We start from the raw sequence: 19999 nt of genomic DNA on the forward strand, positions 1-19999 counted from the left end.
ATTAGCTGGCGAATTATACAGATCAGCCAAGAGGAAGGAAAGGTAAAAGGTTAGTTTTACAGCCATGAAGCTGTTTTCGGCACATCTTATAATTTAATAGCGCTTTAGCTTGCCAATAAGTGCCCAAAGCGTATTAAGTTTTAGAGTGTATTTAATCTCGGTGCAATTTTAAAACGGCTTTATGTAAAGTACTGCTACTTAAATAATGCATCAAGCGCTGCTTTGTTGCTTTTTATATGCTGGCTTATTATGGCGACTTCTTCAGCCGAAACTGTTTTTTTGCTCAGCATTAAATGTATTTGGTCTTTATTTACAAACTTAATGTTATCGACTAACTGCAAATTAGCGCCGCGCTTACTAAAAAACGCGCCAACGAGCGAGTCTTCAATTGCAAAATCAATACGCTTTTTATTAAGCAGTTCAAAGCGCTTACTGGCCGAGCTGGTATATTCAATTTGTTTTTTATACCTTTTTTTATATTGCTCAAACTCTTTACCATAATAGCTTCCAAAGTTAGCACCTACAGTAAGTCCTTGTTCAAAAATATCGGCTAAGTTTTTAATGTTATGTGGATTGCTTTTATTTTCGTACAAGCGCATAACCTCAGTTCGGTAGCTATCGGTAAAGTAAACATATTCAGCACGTGCATCGGTATAGCTAGCAGCCCAGCCTATATCTATTCGGCCATGTTTTAATTCGGTAAAAGCGCGTTTTGAATTAGGCAACAGCTCCACTTTAAAACAAAAAGGGGAGTCTTTAAAAATAATATTTAATGCCTCTACTTCAGTGCCTTTAAATATATCACTCATTCCCATGACATATGGCGGCCAAAAGGCATCGTGGGAGGCAATAGTAAATGTTCTGTTGCAAGCAAAAGCGCTGTGTGATGCAGTGCAAAGTAAATAGAATAAAAGGGTGTTTAGTCTCTTCATTACAGCTCTGTTTTAATTATTATTTGTTTATTATTAATACAGTATAAACCAGCTTGAGTATTTTAGTGAAAAAAGGGATGTGTAAAAATATAAATGCGAGGCAATTTACAAAACGAGCACGGGGGCCGAGCACTTAATCACAAATTGCACTTATATTATAAATTTAACAAATTATATTGTTGGTAACTTTAGCTATCGGTACACTAAGCTAAATTTATATATAGCAGAGCACGTTATGTCGCCAACAAAAATACGCAACGATGTTGTAAAACTGAGTGCATTAAGCACTAAAAAACCAGATTATTACTTTATTCAGGGTTATTTAATGGGGTTGGGTGTATTACCACAATTGCTTAACCCGAGTGAGTGGCAACCAGATCTATTTGGAGATCTTAATGTTCAAAATGCGACTGAACTAAAATACTTAGAAAGCTTAATGGCTCTGTATAACCAATGCATGGAAAAAGTAATTCAAAACGAATTAAAAATGCCAGCCAAATGCAGTCTATCTAAGCAAGACTACCGTGATTCACTAAAACCTAATATGCCCCTACCAAGTTACTGTAAAGGGGTTTTACAGGCACTTAAACATATAAATAAACGCATGCTTGATGCAGAGCAAAAACAGGCTCTTAATAACCTGAACAGCGTTTTAAAAGCATTTTCTAGTGAAAAAGCAGCAGCAAAAGAGTTTGGTGAATTTGCCCAATATAACGCCCAAGAATATAAACGTAATTATGTTTATTTTATGGCCGACGCTATTTTTGAACTTCGATTTAGTAATGACCTAACTTTAAGCGATGAAGATGAAGCAGAATTTAATAACCTCTTTTTAGACGAAGAACCAAATGAATTAGATGAGCTTGATGAACTACTTGAACTGGTACTCGCCGATACAGAGCTAAAAGCACTTGAGCCAATGCAGATGCTTTTAGAATTGATGGAAGGGCACATTACAAAGCAATTTATTAAAGACAACGCTGGGCACTTTTGGGGACTGCAAGAAACCCGCCCTTATATGATGCTTCGCGCGCATCGAGCAAAAATACACGCACTGCATGGTTATACCCAAAAAGCGCAATCAGAACTCGAAGAGTTACTAAAGCTAAACCCAAACGATAATCAAGGTAATCGCTTTTTATTAATGAATTGCCTAATAATAAATAAAGAATGGGACAAGTTAGACGCTCTATTGGTTAACTCCGACAGTGAAGAGCTACACGCAACAGCAAGCCGTGCGCTAAGTGCTTTTGTAAAGCATGGCGATTCAAAACCCGCTAACGATTACAAAAAAATGCTCCAGCAGCAAAGTAAACACTTTGCCAAAATACTCACAGGGCAAGAAAAACTAAAAGAACAGCCGCCATATTACAGCCCAGGCAGTAAAGAAGAGGTCGGTGTTTACCTTGATTCATTGGGTAAGCAGGCGTGGATTTCGGTTCCTGCAAGCCTTTTTTGGCTAAGAAAAAAGTAATAACTAAACGCGTAAAAAGTGCTAAGCGTGATTTATGTCGCGCTTAGTGCTCAACATCAGCGCTTAATAATAACAGCGTATTAATTTAAACATTTCTACTCACTAAGCCTATATTTTATTCATTTGTTCCTTAGAGTTTCATAACACGCTTGAGACACACGGGGTATGTAACCTTGTAAATTCATTATTAAGTACTTTATGGTATTATTAAACGCTCAGATTAAGGACTAATTAAATGATATATCTTGATTCAGCAGCTTCGTACCCACTACTTCCAGAAGTTAAAACATCTTTAATAGATGCATTCGATAGTTGTTATGCAAACTCAGCCTCAGGCCACGTTTTAGGTGAAGCTGCTTTACAAAAAGCAGATAAAGTAAGAGAAGAACTTGCTGATATGATCGGTGCATATCCAAGTGAAATCATTTTTACTAGCGGTGCTACTGAGTCTAATAATATAGCCTTCAAGAGCATATTACTTAATAGCGATCATCCAAAAGATAAAAATCATATTATTATTAGTGCTATTGAGCATAAATGCATTTTTGCTATTTGCGAGCATTTAAAAGGCGAAGGTTTTGAAGTGTCCATTGTTATGCCAAACAAAGAAGGAATTATTGAGCCTAAAAGCATAGTAAGCCTGATCAAATCGTCTACAGCACTTGTTTCTGTAATGCATGTTAATAATGAATTAGGAACGATTAATCCCATTTCTGAGATTGGAGAGCTATGTTTTGAGCACAATATTCTTTTTCATAGTGATGCAGCGCAAAGCTTCGGGAAAACTGAGATTGATGTAGATGATCTGAATGTTGATATTATGTCGTTTTCAGCTCATAAAATTGGTGGCCCAAAAGGCATTGGAGCTGTCTATATTCGAGGCTTACGCAAACGCTCTCTAACACCTGTTATTCATGGTGCAGGGCAAGAGCAAGGAGTTAGAGGTGGAACAGTAGCTGCGCCGCTAATAGTCGGTTTTGGAACGGCGATAAATACATTTCCACACAGTTATCTAAGCTTTATTGATAAAGGGATACGTAACTACTTGTTAACGCAGCTTACTATTGCTGAAATCCCTTTTTCTATAAACGGTAATGAAAAAGCTTTACCGCATATGGTTTCTTTAACTTTACCTAAAACAAATGTAGGTATTTTGGTACGAGACAATGAAGAGCTCTTTTGTTTAGCTCAAGGCTCCGCTTGTTCTTCTAAAGAAATCGAGGCCTCACATGTTTTAACCGCATTAGGGCTAAGTCGTGAAGAAGCCGAATTTACTTTTCGCATAAGTTTTACGAACGAAATCACCACCGCAGATATTGATTTATTGGTCTCAGCTATAAAAAAAGCGGCTATTTAGCCGCTTTCTTATTATTTATAACATGTTACACAGGCTCCACCGCCTTCTGCTTCATCATAAATATCATCTAATTCATTGAATTCACATACACCGTCGAAGTCGCCTAACAGTGCATTACGACGCTTTTTCTTGTTAAAGCGAGCAACTTTCTTCTCGTGATTTTCAATAATTCTTTGTTGTACTGCAGGGTCTTCTAATGTTTCTAATGGCTGGCCTTGGCCCATCCAATAAAAGCGTTCACCTACAGTAGTATTGTTGTCATCGCCTTTTTCAAAAGCTTTGGCTTCTTCAAATAAATCAGGGTGCTTTTCCATAAGCTTAACCCATTCAATTTTTCTCTGATAAAAACAAAATGTACAACCAGAGCGAGAGCGCCATTTATAATATTCAGGCAGTTCTAAACCATTGCGCTGTAATATATTTTCGATGTCACTTCTTACTATGCCGTGTTCTCTAAAGGGAAAAACAGATTCAATTGGCTTTTCAATTGTCATATAACCTACGCGTTCAGGTTCATCTGCTCTTATGCCAACATAGTTTTTTATTTTGTAACCATCTTTAATAAAGCTATCTAACCACTGTTCAAAAGGTTTTAGCTTCATTTGAACAGTACACCATCTATCTCTTTGAGAAGGTAAGTAATTACCATGCTCTTTTAAAAGATGAGCAAAGTCTTTTTCACCACGGCCTTCAATATTATTTAAAGAACGCGCATTTAATCGATGAATATAACCAAGCTTTTCTTCAAGTTGATCAATAAAAGCATTTGTTTCAGGTAACTCATAACCTGTATCGGTAAAGAAGTACTCTACGTCTAGTTCAGGATAAGTCTCTTTAACAAATAGGGCTAAAGCGCTACTGTCTTTACCGCCAGAGAGGCCTAAAACATGTTTAACTTTCTGTGTCATTTGGCACCTCTATTTGTGTTTTATCCATCAAATTAGTTAATAAATTGGTAAGTGCAGCCAGTTGCTTTTCTTTTGGCATTTCGGCAATAGCTTGCTGAATATTGTCTACCGCAGCCTGTACATCACCATCAGCCACTAAATCATGCTTCGTGAAACTACTAAATTCTTGATGGTTACCATCGTCATCTGTAGTGATAAAAGCTATGGGTTTCGATGAGCTTTTATCCTGAAAATTGCTAAAAGATTCAATACGTCTAAATTGCACGCATAAATTTTGTAGTTCATCTAGTCCAGTACGCAAAAGCTTGTCTGTCCATTTTGGCTCAGGCACACCCGTTAATATATTAATTACAAATTCAAATTTAGATTTACCATCAATGAATTGCGACAAGCGATTTGCTAAATCTTTTACTTTAGGACGTTTAGCTTCTTTTTCAACTATGTCGCAGCGGGCTTTTAAAACACTATTAAAATCTTCGCCTAGCATATTAATAATAATTTGCTTAAAGCCATTGAGTAGCATTTCGTGCTGTGCGCTTAAATCTTCTATCGCAGTTTTAAGATACACACCTAGCTTTTCTTCAACTTCAGGGTCATCTTGTTTAAAGCCAAAAACAGCAGGTAAATCATCCAACACTAATTTATAAGGATCATTTGCGGCGATCACTTTATTTCTAAAATCTCTCGCTTGCTTAGTTAATCCACTTTCATTTGATCTAGTAAAGCTTTCGCCACTTGTTTTCTTTACCCATGTAGGTAGTTTATGAACAATACCTACAATATGCTTAGCAATATTTAAAATAGCATCATCTTTTTTAGCTTCACCTAAAGTTGCTTTAGCAAGGTTATCCAATAAATGGCTTTGGATTTCTGATATTTTAAAGTACCTAACGCCTGCTTCAATCGGGTGTTTATATATTTTATTAACTAATTCTTCGTCAAGTTCAGGTATAAAAACAAACTGCTTTGTCGAATCCCAGTCATAAAAAGCAACTTGCCCTTCAAGTGCCTTTAATAATGCTAAACCATATATGCGACATAACCCAGCGGTTAAACCAAACGGTGGTAACATCCACATTTCATAAAGTTCAGCCATTGTTACATGTTTTGTAGCTGAGTTATTTTTTATGAATTCAAAACCGCTTTCAAATAGTTCATACATTTTGGGGTTAGCATTTATAGACTCTTTACTCCACTCACTTGGGAATAAAAAACCCTCTGAAGTTTTGCAGTGCCAGCCTTTGCTCTTTAAGCAAGAAAGATAAAGACCTTTTTCAGGTGGAAAGGCTTTTTCATCAAAACCAAGATCTTTTTCATCGCCTTTTTCAAACATGGCATTCATTAATTTTCGTATTGCACTGTTTGCACTACCAGAAGGCTTTGAACGGTTCACTAACTCGTTTATTACTACTGGTGATTTTTTAAATAGCTCATTTGCAATTTTTGAGGCGATAGATGTTAAAGGTGCCGTTCCTAACTTTTTACCGCAGTGGAACCAGTCAGCATTTTTATAAACATACTGCAGCTCATTATCTACATTTGCCTGCGCAAATTTAATACGATTCTCTAGCTCATTTTTTGCAATTAGGTCATGCGCTATTTTTTTCTCGTCTTTGAGTATTTGTTTTAAAGCTATTAACTCAATAGCAGCATTTTTAAGGTTTGAAAAGTCTGCAAACTTCCCAACAATACTGAAAGGCATTGCTTCTTCATGAGGTTTAAGTGCTTTAGCAATATCTTCATTTACACATAAAATAAACGTAGCAAATGCTTCACCCGTTTTAGGTGGGGTAACAAATGGCTTGATAAGAGCAACATCGTATTTGTTTATCAGCTTCGTAGTTGCCCACCGCATAGTACCTGTTTTATGGTAATGCGCTGTTGCTAATATATTTTGCGGCATATCACATATTTCAGTCCAATCCACACCATAACTTATGGCTTCAATACGTTCGTTGATTAGGTTATTTATATCGATATCACTACCTTGAAACACAAATAAAGCATCGTGTTTTTGGCGATAAATAACAACTGTCCAAGTCTCTAAGTCAATCAAAGATTGCATTATTTCAGCAGCTTCGTATCCCCGACTAATAAAATACTTTTTTATAAAATCACGTTTAGCATGTAACTGGTGATGAAAACCAAAAATAGTTAATAGAGCAATTAGCTTCGTAATAGCGGTATGTAGTTCGCCACCTTTTTGTTCAGCTCTATAAATTGCATCACAACCCTCTAGCCATGCTTTACTATCTTGTGAAGTAACAATTAAATGGTGTAAATTATGGTGTAAGTAGTCCCAATACAATTCAGGGCGATACAAACTTAGCGCTTCATTAAGCTCGCAATATTCTGTTTCTAAAAATTCTCTAAATCCATATTTCTCATGTGACGCTAAAAAGCCGAACAAACTACGCTCATTTTGAGAAAAACGACGACGAGAAACAGGGCCAAGCAACAAACTGACGATAGGATCTAGGGGTAACGTATTACTTAATGCATCAACATTTTTGTTTTGATTTGCGAACGCCGAGCTTACAACTTCGACTAGCTTTTCATACTTTGACTCAATAGCTTTTACTACTTTTGGGGCTCTAAATATTGAGTCACCTACAAGTACTAAAGATTCATCAATTGAAGGGTTAAAGCTTAAATCTCTATAGCGGCCTTGAACTTTACTCCACTCTTGCTGTGTTTTTACGTCTTTATTTTTAGCGTAATCAGAGAATGCCTGATGTAAAAAACCAACCAGTAATACAGGGCGTTTTACTTGTTGAACAATATCAGCGAGAGACTGAAATAAATGTAAGTCTTTATTTGCACGCGATTGATAGTCTAAAGCTTTACCCATTTCATCGAGCAAAATTAAAACGCCGTCTTCGTTATCATTTTGCTTTTGTAAAATAGATTTTATTTTTGCTAAGCACTTATCATCATCAAGAGCGAGTATATCTTCTGCATTAAACTTGATGTTAAACGCTTTCAATAAGCTTATTAGAATACTATTTGCTGGGGCTTCAAGGCCACAGACATGCTTAATGGTTTTCCAACCATTAGCAATTTTAAACCTATCATCAAACCCAGTTATTACTTTTTGAGAATTATTAAGCTTGTTTAAAGCGTAACTACGTTGTTCTGAATCTGTAGAAAGCAAGCAAGATAAAAATAAGGCTATAGTCGATTTACCAGAGCCATAAGGGCCCGTGATTGTATAGGCTCTTTGTGTACTGCCCTCAAACTCACGGCTTACAGTATCAAGTACATTAATAGCCGTTCCATGTACGATAAAGTCATCTATAAAGGGGGTTAGGTTAGCACTATCAACATCAATACGAGTGGAGCTTTTATATCGTTGATTTATTTCAATAATAGATTCAGACATTATATTTGCCGTAATAGTAATTTAAGTATTTGAAAGTATTGTTTTTTACTGAGTCAGATATATTTACTTGTCTTAGCCCTAATGAATCGACCCATGATATTTCTTTTTTAGTATGTTGCTGAGCTTCATCGAGTTTTTGCCCTAATCCAGATTCAGATAATCTAAATATTCGGCCAGGCGAACACGGTTTAGTAAGTAACGAATCAAAATCAACAGTGCTCACTTTTGATTCAGTTGTTTCTACTTTAAAGAATTCGAGTAACGCATAAATAAATACTTCAATAGGTAACTCAGGCCTTTCAGTTAAATTACTGACATAAAAAGAGCGGCCGTTATCTTGTACTAAATTAAGCTCAGCAAGAGGGGAAGTGAAGTGTTCTTCATCTATCTTCTTCGCTGTAGACTTAACCTTTTTACTGTACATATTTAAAAAACAATCCATGTCTTTTTTTATAGTAGTAATGTTACCTACTTCACTTTTAACAAGGCGTTTAGAATCTTCATAGCAATCATCAATTAATTTTGATTTTTCAAAATGCTGAACATTTGAATAATTAAAAAAGTATCGGTATGCAGTTAGGTGCTCATCATTAAAGTTTAACCAAAAGTGTAATAACCAAATAGAACCATGCAATTCGAGGTAAGGGTCTTTGCCGTTGTCACCAAACAAAAAGTGCCCTTTGTTTTTCGTCACATTATGAAGGGTTTTATTATTTTTTCTGTCGCTTTCAATAATGCCGCTCGACTCAGCCCAATACTGAATCGCTTTAACCATATTTTTACCAACGCCAAGTTCTACAATAGAATGACGAATACTTTCTTCGTCAGAACTTGAAAAATTACCATTTGAATTCAAATGATTAACCGCTTTGAATAGCCATCCATAGCGCAGAGGGAATGTGTCGTGACCTGTAAACTTTGCTTTCATCGCCTTAAGAGTTCCTCTGGAGAAATTGTCCAGTAGCAATGATATCTTGTTAAGTCAATTGATAAAAGCTATTTCTCTTATCTAAACTGTTTTTATGTACAGCATTTGTGTGATTTTTTTTGATTTAAATATTTGAGTGATTAATTTAGTATATTCATGGCGTTATATTAGGTATGTTAATATAAAAGTTTAGCATTGAGATAGGGATTGTTATGGTTTGGAAGCAAAATAAGTGGATTAAATATCTAGAAGGATATTGTCAGGGAAAGAATCAAATTCAAGATGAATATGTTAGAAAGGTTGCATCTAGCTTGGGTCTTGATGAGCCTTTGAATATACAATTTGAATGGCAAAAACAAATTACACAGCAGTTTGAATCCGAAGATGCTCAAGGAGTTATAATTCTTACAGGCACCGCTGGTGATGGAAAAACAAAGCTATGCAGAGATATTGTAAAACAAATCGATGGTGACTCTTTCGATGAGGATAAATGGAACGCTAAAAGCTATTTTTGTTCTTCAGAAAGGACGATTGTTAAGGATTTTTCAGAATTACAACATGAGAAGTCGTTAGTAATACAAGAGCTATTAAATGTTTTAGTAAATGGAGCTTCGAGTAAACCCATACTAATTGCTGTTAATGATGGAATTTTAGTCGAGGAGATCGACAATTTTATCTTAGACTCACAAAATGAAGAAACAGAAAAAAGAGCGATTCAGCTAAAAGAGATCATTGAGGATAAAATTAATCTTGGTTTTAGTAATTGTGAGCAACAAGATCTGATTAAGCTTATTAACTTATCTAAACTTAATGCCAAGGAAAATTTCTCTCTAATTTTAGACGAAATTATCAACCACCCTGGTTGGGAGGGCTGTAATTCATGTGAAGGGGCTATCGATGCTATTTGCCCAATTTACAACAAATATAACCTTTTAAAAACTCAGAGAAACATCAGAGATAATCTAAGTGATATCATTCTATTACTTCAGCTAAATAACGAACACTTTACAATTAGGGAGTTATTAAATTTAGCAACCAATACAATTTTGGCATCTACTCCAAAGGCTAAACACTTAAGAGCAACTAAGAAAGATACCAATTATCCTATTTTTAATTGTAATCGAGTTAGTAGAGTTAACTCTTTTGAAAATTTGGATTATGAATCAACAGTAGAAGTTGGATTTTGGGGAATGAATCTTGGCCCACACAAAATGAATAATGCAAGACCATACTCTGAAATCAATAAATTAATGTTCGGGGAATTATCTACAAACCATTGGGATAACTACCTTAAAAAAAAATCAGAAAGAAAAATTGTAATACCTCTAGATGATTTTAATGATTTATTAAATTCCAAAAAAGCTACTGAGTTGGATATTGATGCTGAATTATGGGGAGCAATTGTTAGGCGCTCTAGAATCCAACTTTATTGTTATCAAAATGGTGATGATAAGGCCTTCAGCTTACAAAAGTTTTCTAGTTTTTCATACTTCAAAAATATGGTATTTGATGAGCTTCAAGAAAGCGAACACTGCCATAATCTTGATTTAATCTCCCTCATTGTATTAGCACTTAATAGAATCTTTCATGGGAGGTATATTTCTGAAAATACAGGTAAAGATCGACTTTATATACCAGAAAAAGATCAAGGCTCCATAACGCCTATATCAATATTCCATGGAGATGAACTAAGAGACAGGGATATTTATATTACTAAAGTAAAAGGCGATTTTGAGTTGACAGGATCACGAATTGAACCTGTTATTGTATTTGATATTGATAGGAATACTTCTTTGAAGCTTTCTTTGACTGTTGAGTTGTTTGACTTTTTATACAGAGTATCTAAGGGGTCTCCCCCAAACACAACCAATCCCAGACTTTACAAAAAACTACTAATTTTTAGATCGAAATTAGCATCACAAATTAGCAATACTAGTAAATTAGGTGGGAAAAGAATTGAAACTTATACGATAAAGGATGGAGAGTTTAGAACCTCAACCCTAAAGGTGAATCATGGATAGTTTACACACATACTCTTCAGAATTGATGAAAAAATACGGCATCAAGCATATTCCAATTATTGAAAATATGTGGGGGCATAGATTCAGAACAGATCAAACACCTTCAATAATTTTCTTTGAGTTATTGTGCGTTATTGAAAGCCAACTACAGGCTAAACGCGCAGGGCTAATAAACTCAATTTTCTCCTCAGAAAATAAAACTCTATATTTTAAACATAGGCAGTTTTTTAAACTAAGAAAGTTAATTTATCAGAATGAAATATTAGAAACACTTATGCACTCAGACTTTTCTGAGGAAGAGCGGTGGGAGCGTCAATTCGAGTATCTTACAAGGGAAGATAAAGAGTTATTCCAATTTAAAAATGAGGATATAGAGCATTTGAAAAGCAGCTTTTCTTCTTTTGAAAGCTTCTACAACGCTATAAAAATTTTAAGCTCGTTAACTTTTGACCCATTATCAAATAAACGATGGACATCAAAGTTTATTTATCCTATTTCATCTGACTATATTTGGTGCGATTTTGATAATAGGAAGTCAACGGAAGACAGAAGGTTCTTTTGTCGGGGCGGTGAATTAGCGTATTTAATGCTTTGTAGAGCAGGAACTGAAGTTTGTGGAGAGTTAGAAAAATATTTTGAGCTATGGCTAGATAAACAGGATAACTCGTTCGCAAAACTAGCGAACCTTTTAGTGCGTGAAGAAGAAAGGATTCAATTACGTGAGGAAAGCCGAAAAGACCTAGGTTTTTTACCTTACCAAAAGCTATCTATTTTCACAGACTTTGCGAATGATCTTTCAAAGGTATTGTCACTTGAACTAGAAAGGTTAGATAAAGTAAAAGTTATGATTGATATGGTCGGCTATCACATTGGTAATTATGTTTTATCTATTGGTGAAACTTATCATAAATCCCCAAATCCGACTGAATTGAAAAAACCTTCTTACCTGGTCGAGGTACTTTCTAAGGCGACTAACAGTATACGAAAATCATCTATTCAGAGTATCTCAGCACAGCGTAATAAATTAAAAAGAAGCCTCACTCTCCGGGCTGATGAAATAATAGATTTGTACCAAGACGTTATAGATTCAGAAGAAGAGGCGGAGAGGGTAAACAAATCTAAGGAAGAGTTGTCATACGCTGAGTCCTATTTGGCTAGTCATATTTCAAATTACTCTAATGTTTGTTTTAAACAAGTTGGCTTTTTGTCAAAAAAGAATACTCGTAGCTATAGATATGTTTTAACTGAAGATTTTCTACACTCGCTTGTAGTTACCATTCTTGGAAATGAGAAACGAGTAGAATTTAGTAATTTTGTTAAACAGCTAAGAGTTCAGTATTCAATCTATGTAGATATTTCACCCGATAATGAGCGTGAATTAATTCAGAGGGATTTAAATCGAAATTCAAAAAACTTGGCGAGTTTACTCTATCAAATGGGAATGTTAAGACATTTATCTGACGCATGTAGTTACGTAATTAATCCGTACAGGGAGGACTCGGTATGAGGTCATTAGCAAAGTATTTTTATGAGATAATCAAGAAAGAATATAACGATTGGCGAAATTCAAATAGTGGTAATGGTATCCCTGGACGATTAATTTTAAAAGAATTTGACACGAGATTAGTTCGAGAAATTCTTTTAAATATTAGTGAATCTGGTGATTTTCCTATTGTTGAGATAGGCTCTCCTGACGGCTTCATTATTGCTGTAGAAGACCACGAGCACTATCAGAATATTGATGTTAAAAAGTATACCTTTGCTGACCTTGCACATGAAAGAAACAGAGAAGGAGATTTTTTCTGTTTAATGTTTATTGCTGAAATAAAGCCAACTCTTGAGCAAGTTTCGGGCATTGATCAGAGCACTGTATTTGAGCTAACAGAACTAAAAAGATGGGTAGAACTAGCTAAAAATCAACAACAAGATGGTCAAGCATTTATAGATGAATATATTGAAGAGTTAGCCAGATTTGTCTCCGAATTAACAAATTCAAAATGGAGCAACAGACCATTTATTGAAATTGATAAAATAAATGCATTCATAGAGGGTGTAATTAAGGCAACTATAAAAGATGGGTTGTTTTATGATGCCTTAGGGAAAAGTTGTATTAATCTTGGTGGTATCAATAGGCTGAGTGACTTTCTACCTTTAAAAACTTCTGGTAGTACATATAGAAGTGTTTTTAGAAGTATTGTCACAAAAACTTTATTGAAAGATATCGAATTTTGGAGAGCTATTCATAAAAATAAAGAAGTTGAGCTTGAGGAAATTAAAGATAATTTAAATAGCATTAGGGAGAGTGATAATGATTTCAATGAATTCTGTGAAACAGTAGATAAATATTTTGAAGCATACTATCAAGGAGATAGAACCGATGAAAAGAAACAAAGAGATGAGCTGAAAAATAATTTTGATTGTTTATACCCATACGGTTCAGTCCTTCAAGCAAAAAATGTTAAACCTAAATTTTATATAGGTGAAGAAACAATTTCCTTTTTTGCTGATAATGATATTCCTCTGCCAGAAGATTTTACTGAGCTGTTGAGTTTAGTTGATAAACCTGCACAAAAGCCCGATATAAATGAATTACGAAAGTTTTATTTTATTTATTCAAAGGATATATCAGAAAGTTCTAAATTAGATAAAGCTTGGCTTAAAGAGATAACTAACTCAAAAGCAAATGTATGTAATGACTTGATTGAAGGGGTCTTAGGTGTCTTATCAAAATCTCTATTATTAAAAGATATTGGTGATGACATTGTAGAGTTAAGTTTAGCAAAAGATAGAACGAGAAAAAGCTTAGAAAGAAAAAATTGGTATGCCTTAAATTACTTTAATAATGAATATAAAGACTTAGAGGACTTTTGGTCAAAGTTTGGTGATAACTTTAAAGTTAAATTTGGTAAGGCGTTTAATAACGAGTTTGCATCTTCTGTTGATAGTAAGAACAGAAAGTTTAGTGATGGAAAAGCTGCTAATGAGCTTCATTTTCGAATTATTAGACGTTCACAAGAGGATGAGACTCCGATAGATAGTTGGGAGTTAAAGTGGGTTTTTAATCCTTCGGGATTTGAGTCTTCGAAATATTTAGATTTTGCGAAAGTCGTAGGTCGTAAAGGATTCTTTCATAGGCACTCATTATCTTTAGATCCACTTTTTATAAAAAGATCTGAAAATATACCAACAATTGATAATATCCATATGTTTTTAGCTGTAAGCACAAGTATGAAAAAGGGTGCTGTAGTGAGAAAGCTGGATAAAGAATCTACTTTGTTTTTTGATCTGTTATCTGAGCTTAAAAACCATAAATACCTTAATAATGAAGAGTTTGACTTTATTCAGGCTAGTTACCAAAGCTTTACAACAGAGTGGTTAAACTCTATCGAAGAGCTTCTTCAACATCCCATTTGTGGAAGTTTTACAAAACTAGAGCAAGCTCTAAAAGTTCTTCTTAATGGTATTAACTCATTAAATATTAATAAGGAAAAATCCAACGAGTTAGTTTATGAGTTGATTTCTGCTCATACAATTAACATCACTGAGAATTCAGATTATAATGTTTACCTGCCTTGGTCCCCTTTCAGTCTTTTAGCACAATTTAAAAGAAACTCGATGCTGAATAACATAGCTAAGCAATATAAAGAAAGAACGCTGAGTATTGCTAATAAAAGTGATGGTGTACTAGCAAAATTATTCAAAGAGCTATTGGAAAATAATGGAAAAAGTTTTTATTTAAAGAAAACAAAAGAGAACACTTTTGAGGATTTAGTTTCTACAAAATCAAATTCAGGGTATTTTGAATTCGGTAAGTTAAGCACTTCGAAAAATGCTATAAGTGATGCTGAAATAAAATCAGTAATTAATGCTACAGCGTTCAAGTTTTTAGAAACTTATCCTAACGAAAGACACCATCTACAAATTTTATGTATAGGCTTATTCTCATATCAACACCTCTTAGCTGTTTATGATGAACTTCTTAAGATTTCTGATAATCATGAGGAAGAACTGTCTATTTCATTAGCATTTAATTGTAGTAATAGAGGTGCACTTGATTCAATTTATCAAACTGTTTGTGAAAGTTTTGATTCTGCAAAAGTAGATTCTAATATCACTATTAAAATAGTAAGCAATATTAATGAAATTGAAGACGGTGAAATAGATTTAATTTATAATTTTGATCCTTTATTTTCCCATAATAAAATTGCTGCTGTCCCACCTAAGTATATAGAAAAAGAATTCAAAGGTTTGAATTGGGAGTTCTGTTCTTCTAGAAAAGTACCTTCAGATCCTGTTTCTAGAAAAACACAATTTTCTATGAATAATCATATTCTAGATAGTACAGGGAAACTTTTCCACTCTGCTTTCATGAAGTCAAATAATTTGGATGAAAACTCTTCTTTTTGTAGGGAAGTTAGTCAAACTGGATTGAAGGGGGAAATTTCAAAGGGATTAAATAAATGTAATTGGTTAGTTATTTATGATTTCTTATTGAGCAAAGAGACTTTATCTGCATGTAGTAATGAAGAAACACCGAATAACCGAAGGGTCTTAAGGTATATACAAGGTGAGGGAAGTAAACGTTCCCTCGCTATTATTACAGATAAGGAAACTCAGTATATTACTAAAAACTTAAATACTGACCTTAGATCGTGGCAATTGGTTCATCCAGATAAAGTACCTGCTTTAGTAGAGGAAATATTTACTTTATCGAATTCATTTAGCAGTGATACATTACTTAGGTCCGTAGGAAATGGAAACTTCTCCCACGATCTAGTTGGAACCGCTGGCGCTGCTTCTCTTCTAGAGGCTATTTATGAACGGGAAGATAAAGTATCACCAATTTTCTGGGTTCACTTAGATGATTACTTAACTTGGTTTAAATCATCAATTGAAGATGATGCATTTAAATCAATTGGGCGAACGGTGAATTATATTTCTGACTTACTAGGAATTTACATTTCAAAAGGTGAAAACGGTACAGCAGCAATTAACTTGATAATTAGTGAATCTAAATTAACTAAAGGCTCTGATGATCAATCTACTAAGTCGTGTAAACAAATCAAATCTACAGTTGATTTGATAGCTTCAATGCTCAGTTCTTCACAAGATCTAGATTTTGAATACTGGTTAAATAAATTTTATGAATTTATCGTAGGTCACTTTAAATTTATTCCTAATCAGTTTGAGTTTGAAGACTTGATATCTTTGGATAAAAGTAAAGTTAAAATAAACATTTCTGGAATTTCTGTAGTATTTCATTATGACAATGCTCATATGGAAACCACCTCTAATCCTGTTTACGACAGTAAACATTTACTTCAATTGAAGGTTAGTACGGATGACACAAAATCTATTTTTGAATCGATACTAGATCATGGTAAGACCATAGATTTATTCAATAATTATCAATTTACTCCGTTGAAGTTAAATAGGAAACATCAAGACTGCCTTACTGATGACCATAGCGAAAGAGCATCTAAAATATTATCAGCAGAATCAGACTTATCAACGAATATAGATGTTTCACTTAAAAATAATGTAGAAAGTGTGCTTAAAACAGATAGTCCTGCTGAAACCACTGAAACCACTGAAACCACTGAAACCACTGAAACCACTGAAACCACTGAAACCACTGAAACCACTGAAACCACTGAAAGTATGAATTCAGCCAATAACGTGAAAGAACTTATTTCACATGATAGTGACGCTTTGCAGTTAATTAGAACTTGTGTTGATTTTCTAGAAACTAACATTAGCCATGAGAAAATAAAAGAATTAGATATTTCTACAATAAAGGCGAATATAAGAAAAATATTTGGTCATGCAAATTTGCCTTCAAATTTTGCAGATACGTTAGTTACTCCTAATTCTATTGTTATAAAACTTCATGGTGACGTAAATCTTAATCCGTCCAAAGTTCTGAAATTAAAAGATAACTTTTTATCTGTTGTAGGATTGTCTTTACGTCAGGTTTATCCTGCGCCAGGAATAATGGTTTTGGTCTTCAATCGAGAAAAGAGAGAAACTGTTTATTTTGGTAAATTGGTTAACTCAACTTTGGCTTCTAGAATTAACACTATCAAAAAAGATTTTAATAATAAAATTATGTTGGGTCAGGATGAATATAGCGAAAACGGAGTGTTTTTTAAACTCGATGGAGCAAGCCCCCATGCATTAATAGGTGGTCAAACTAAGTCAGGTAAGTCTATATTGATGAATAATATGATTATTGATCTCCTAATGACAAATTCGCCAAATAATTTACATTTAAGACTTTTTGATCCTAAGCAAGTTGAATTTGCAGCTTACTCAAATACTCCGCATCTCGCCCACCCCGTAGTTCTGGATAAAGATGATGCGGTTTCGAGGCTTAAAGAGTTAGAAAATTTAATGAATGAGCGTTATAAAAATTTAATGAAGCTAGGGCTGAAAGACTTTGAGGCTTATAATAGAAAGTATCCAAATGACAGGATGGCTAGAGAAGTTGTTTTCTTTGATGAATTGGCGGATTGGATCTTAGATAATGATTTTAAAGCAGAAGCCAAAGACATTATTGTTAGACTTTCTTCCAAAGGACGAGCTGCGGGGGTGCACTTAGTTTTAGCTACACAGCGTCCTAGTGCTGATGTGGTCTTTCCCCTATTAAGGGCAAATTTAGATACAAAGATAGCTCTTAAGGTAGATAGAGATCAAAATTCAGAAATAATACTAGGTGAGTCAGGAGCCGAAAACTTGTTAGGCTATGGTCATGGAATTGTGAAAACTGAAGGCGAAACTCATGCAATTCAAGTAGGATTTACGGAGCCTCATATCTTTGATGAACTTGTTGAACTAGTTATTACTTATTGGAATGATAGAAGCGATAACCTTTCAAAAACATACGATTCGTCTCTAACATCGCATACAGACTAGCTTGATTTAAAAAATCACCAGTACTGCTGGAGTTACCGAGTTCTAACCGAAGGCGTTTATTAAACGCCTTTTGTTTTTTATAATCTTCAAATGTATCGTCGATATAATCAATTTTATTAAGAAGTAGTGGGCGCTTTTCCTTAATAATGTAATCAAAAAAGTCTACATCTTGATCTGCCATTTTTATTTTCACACGCTCTTTAAGCTGTGGAAGAGGGGAGTCATAAAAACCTTCATATCCAAGTAGTGTGACTTTACCTGAATGTATGTGAATTTTAATAAGCTGAATATCATCAAGTTCACCATACATCTGCAGAGCGGCGCCAATATATACGCGCAGTACAAGTGGTAACAAGGTGATAAAGTCTTTATGTAGCGTTAGCGCATGAGGCTGCTCATTTTCAAAGTCAATTTTACCTGCTGGTAATAACTTTTCAGCTTCTATACACAATGATTCAATTAGTGCACTGTCTGCTATTTGAAAAAGCAGTTCAGTGGCTTGGTGTTGCGCTACTTTGTAAGTGTCGAAGAATGCTTTTATGTCACGCTTTAAATCTTCAGGTTGTTGGGCGTAAGGCTTTCGCTTTTCAAACATAGCAAGAGCAAAGTAAAGCAGTAAATCTTCTTTACGCATTGTTTCGGCGGTCGTTAGCTCGTCTTCTTCAAACCATTTTAAAACAAGTTGCAGGGCTTTTTTATTTGAACCAATGACTTCTTTTATTTTGTCACTTTGCGCAAACTCATTGTTTGCTGGGCAGCGGCCAAGCGTTAAGCATGTTAACCAAAACGATTCAAAAAGTTGCTGGTGTTGTGTAAATAAAATTCGCGCTTGTTCTTCATTAACAGGTTCTGGCGCTGTTAGGTGCTGCCATTTATAAGCACGTTTATGACGGTTTTGTAAAAAGTGTTGTTCGAGCTGCTTATCTTTAAATATATAATAAATACCAGGTGCAACAGCAATGGCGTTTTCATCAACGCTCATTTCTATAAATGCTTTAAGCTCTGCTTGCGTGTAGTATTTTTGAAAGGTGTTACGACTCGTAATTACGCCATCTTTGTATGGTTGAAATTGGCTTATCAGCGTTTCGTTCCCTAACATTGCAGAAACAACTAGCAGCTTTTGTGTAAGCTCCCATGCACCAAGTAATGCTTCTATTCGTTCATCTCGGTCTTCTATTACATTTATTACAAAACCAATGTTAACAATGTCAGAAATAACTTTATCAGCATCAGGACGATAGTTTAAATCCCAACCTAATGCATCTATCCCGTGCGCCTCAAGCTCTCGTAAGTCGTCACCTCTGCCACACCCATAATCAAATATTGAATAGTCGCCGCTCAAAAAGCCATTTTTAGCTAATGTTTTTAAAGGAGCTGAAAGTTCATGTCGTACAATAGCCGTTAAATGCCGATCTATTGTTTTATCATCATCATCAGGGCTTTGTACGGCAGAGCTACGGAACAAACGACCATCAACTAGCTCATACCCTTTTTTAGCAATCAAGCGCTCCCACGAGCCTCTAAAGCCGATCATACGTGTGTTTTCGTATAAGCCTGCTTGCTCACCTTCAGAAGTTAGGTCACAAAATAATTGGTAATACTTACTAGCGGGTGAAACCATGGTTTCTTTTCGGTGTAAAATAGGTGGATTTTCGCTGTTATTGTATTTAGTTATTCTATGGCTAAGTTTTGCTAAATCTACTGTAACGCTTTGCTTTAATGCGGGGTAAGAGTCTTCATAAAATGTTGGGTAGCTTAATAGTGAAAGCCTAAAGTCACTTTTAAACAGCTTGATTAAGTCGAAATCGGATTCATCAACCTTTAAAGCTTGCGCAACAACTTTAATAAATTTAACTAAATCGGCAGGTGCATCAGCAAATGCATCTTTATGGAAATAAATTGCATCAGGTAGCTTTTTTGCTATTTTTACTTTTTTTACAAGTTGCTTAAATTGCTCTGCGTTCATAGTTTTCTTATTATATTTGTAGGGTCGAAGATTGAATCTTATTGTGTTAGCTCAAGTGCTTATAAATTAATATACATAAAATATAAAACCACAACAAACATTCATTAAATTTATAG

Annotated in this window: 10 protein-coding genes; 5 read left to right on the plus strand and 5 right to left on the minus strand. The window is 34.7% G+C overall.

The annotated features are described in order from the left end of the window. Nucleotides 1-194: 194 nt before the first annotated feature. Nucleotides 195-932, minus strand: a complete 738-nt coding sequence (locus ACJJVZ_RS00570; protein ID WP_405597203.1) for a substrate-binding periplasmic protein — start codon at nt 930-932, stop codon at nt 195-197. Between the two features lie 235 nt (nt 933-1167). On the opposite strand from ACJJVZ_RS00570, the gene ACJJVZ_RS00575 reads away from it, so the two are divergent. Beyond that, nucleotides 1168-2406: a UPF0149 family protein gene (locus tag ACJJVZ_RS00575; protein WP_405597205.1), complete on the plus strand. Its 1239-nt coding sequence runs from the start codon at nt 1168-1170 to the stop codon at nt 2404-2406. Between the two features lie 235 nt (nt 2407-2641). Then, nucleotides 2642-3763 (plus strand): cysteine desulfurase family protein, encoded by a 1122-nt coding sequence (locus tag ACJJVZ_RS00580; RefSeq protein ID WP_405597207.1) that lies wholly within the window; start codon nt 2642-2644, stop codon nt 3761-3763. Nucleotides 3764-3774: 11 nt separating this feature from the next. Here the strand turns inward: ACJJVZ_RS00580 and ACJJVZ_RS00585 are convergent, their stop codons facing one another. The 3 genes from ACJJVZ_RS00585 to ACJJVZ_RS00595 are packed head-to-tail and all read right to left on the minus strand — an operon-like array spanning nt 3775 to nt 8981. After that, a complete protein-coding gene (locus ACJJVZ_RS00585) occupies nt 3775-4671 on the minus strand; it encodes a phosphoadenosine phosphosulfate reductase family protein (RefSeq protein WP_405597210.1) in 897 nt (298 codons plus the stop codon). Continuing rightward, nucleotides 4655-8053, minus strand: a complete 3399-nt coding sequence (locus ACJJVZ_RS00590) for a hypothetical protein (RefSeq protein ID WP_405597212.1) — start codon at nt 8051-8053, stop codon at nt 4655-4657. The genes ACJJVZ_RS00585 and ACJJVZ_RS00590 overlap by 17 nt, the downstream gene beginning before the upstream one ends. Next, nucleotides 8046-8981 carry a DUF4007 family protein gene (locus ACJJVZ_RS00595; protein ID WP_405597214.1) on the minus strand — a complete coding sequence of 312 codons (936 nt, stop codon included), beginning with the start codon at nt 8979-8981 and terminating at the stop codon, nt 8046-8048. Before ACJJVZ_RS00595 ends, ACJJVZ_RS00590 begins: the two co-directional genes overlap by 8 nt. Before the next feature lie 212 nt (nt 8982-9193). Between ACJJVZ_RS00595 and ACJJVZ_RS00600 the strand changes: the two genes are divergently transcribed. The 3 genes from ACJJVZ_RS00600 to ACJJVZ_RS00610 are packed head-to-tail and all read left to right on the plus strand — an operon-like array spanning nt 9194 to nt 17917. After that, nucleotides 9194-11002, plus strand: coding sequence for a hypothetical protein (locus ACJJVZ_RS00600; protein WP_405597217.1), 1809 nt, complete (start codon nt 9194-9196; stop codon nt 11000-11002). Then, a complete protein-coding gene (locus tag ACJJVZ_RS00605) occupies nt 10995-12509 on the plus strand; it encodes a hypothetical protein (protein ID WP_405597220.1) in 1515 nt (504 codons plus the stop codon). The genes ACJJVZ_RS00600 and ACJJVZ_RS00605 overlap by 8 nt, the downstream gene beginning before the upstream one ends. Next, entirely contained in the window at nt 12506-17917 is a 5412-nt protein-coding gene (locus ACJJVZ_RS00610; protein ID WP_405597222.1) for an FtsK/SpoIIIE domain-containing protein, read from the plus strand. The genes ACJJVZ_RS00605 and ACJJVZ_RS00610 overlap by 4 nt, the downstream gene beginning before the upstream one ends. Here the strand turns inward: ACJJVZ_RS00610 and ACJJVZ_RS00615 are convergent. Continuing rightward, on the minus strand, nt 17844-19883 hold the full coding sequence (locus ACJJVZ_RS00615) for a DNA phosphorothioation-associated putative methyltransferase (protein WP_405597225.1): 2040 nt from the start codon (nt 19881-19883) through the stop codon (nt 17844-17846). The two genes, ACJJVZ_RS00610 and ACJJVZ_RS00615, sit on opposite strands and share 74 nt — an antisense overlap. Between the last annotated feature and the right edge of the window lie 116 nt (nt 19884-19999).

The organism is Pseudoalteromonas sp. Ld19 (genome assembly GCF_045064135.1).
Taxonomy (GTDB): Bacteria; Pseudomonadota; Gammaproteobacteria; order Enterobacterales; family Alteromonadaceae; genus Pseudoalteromonas; species Pseudoalteromonas aliena.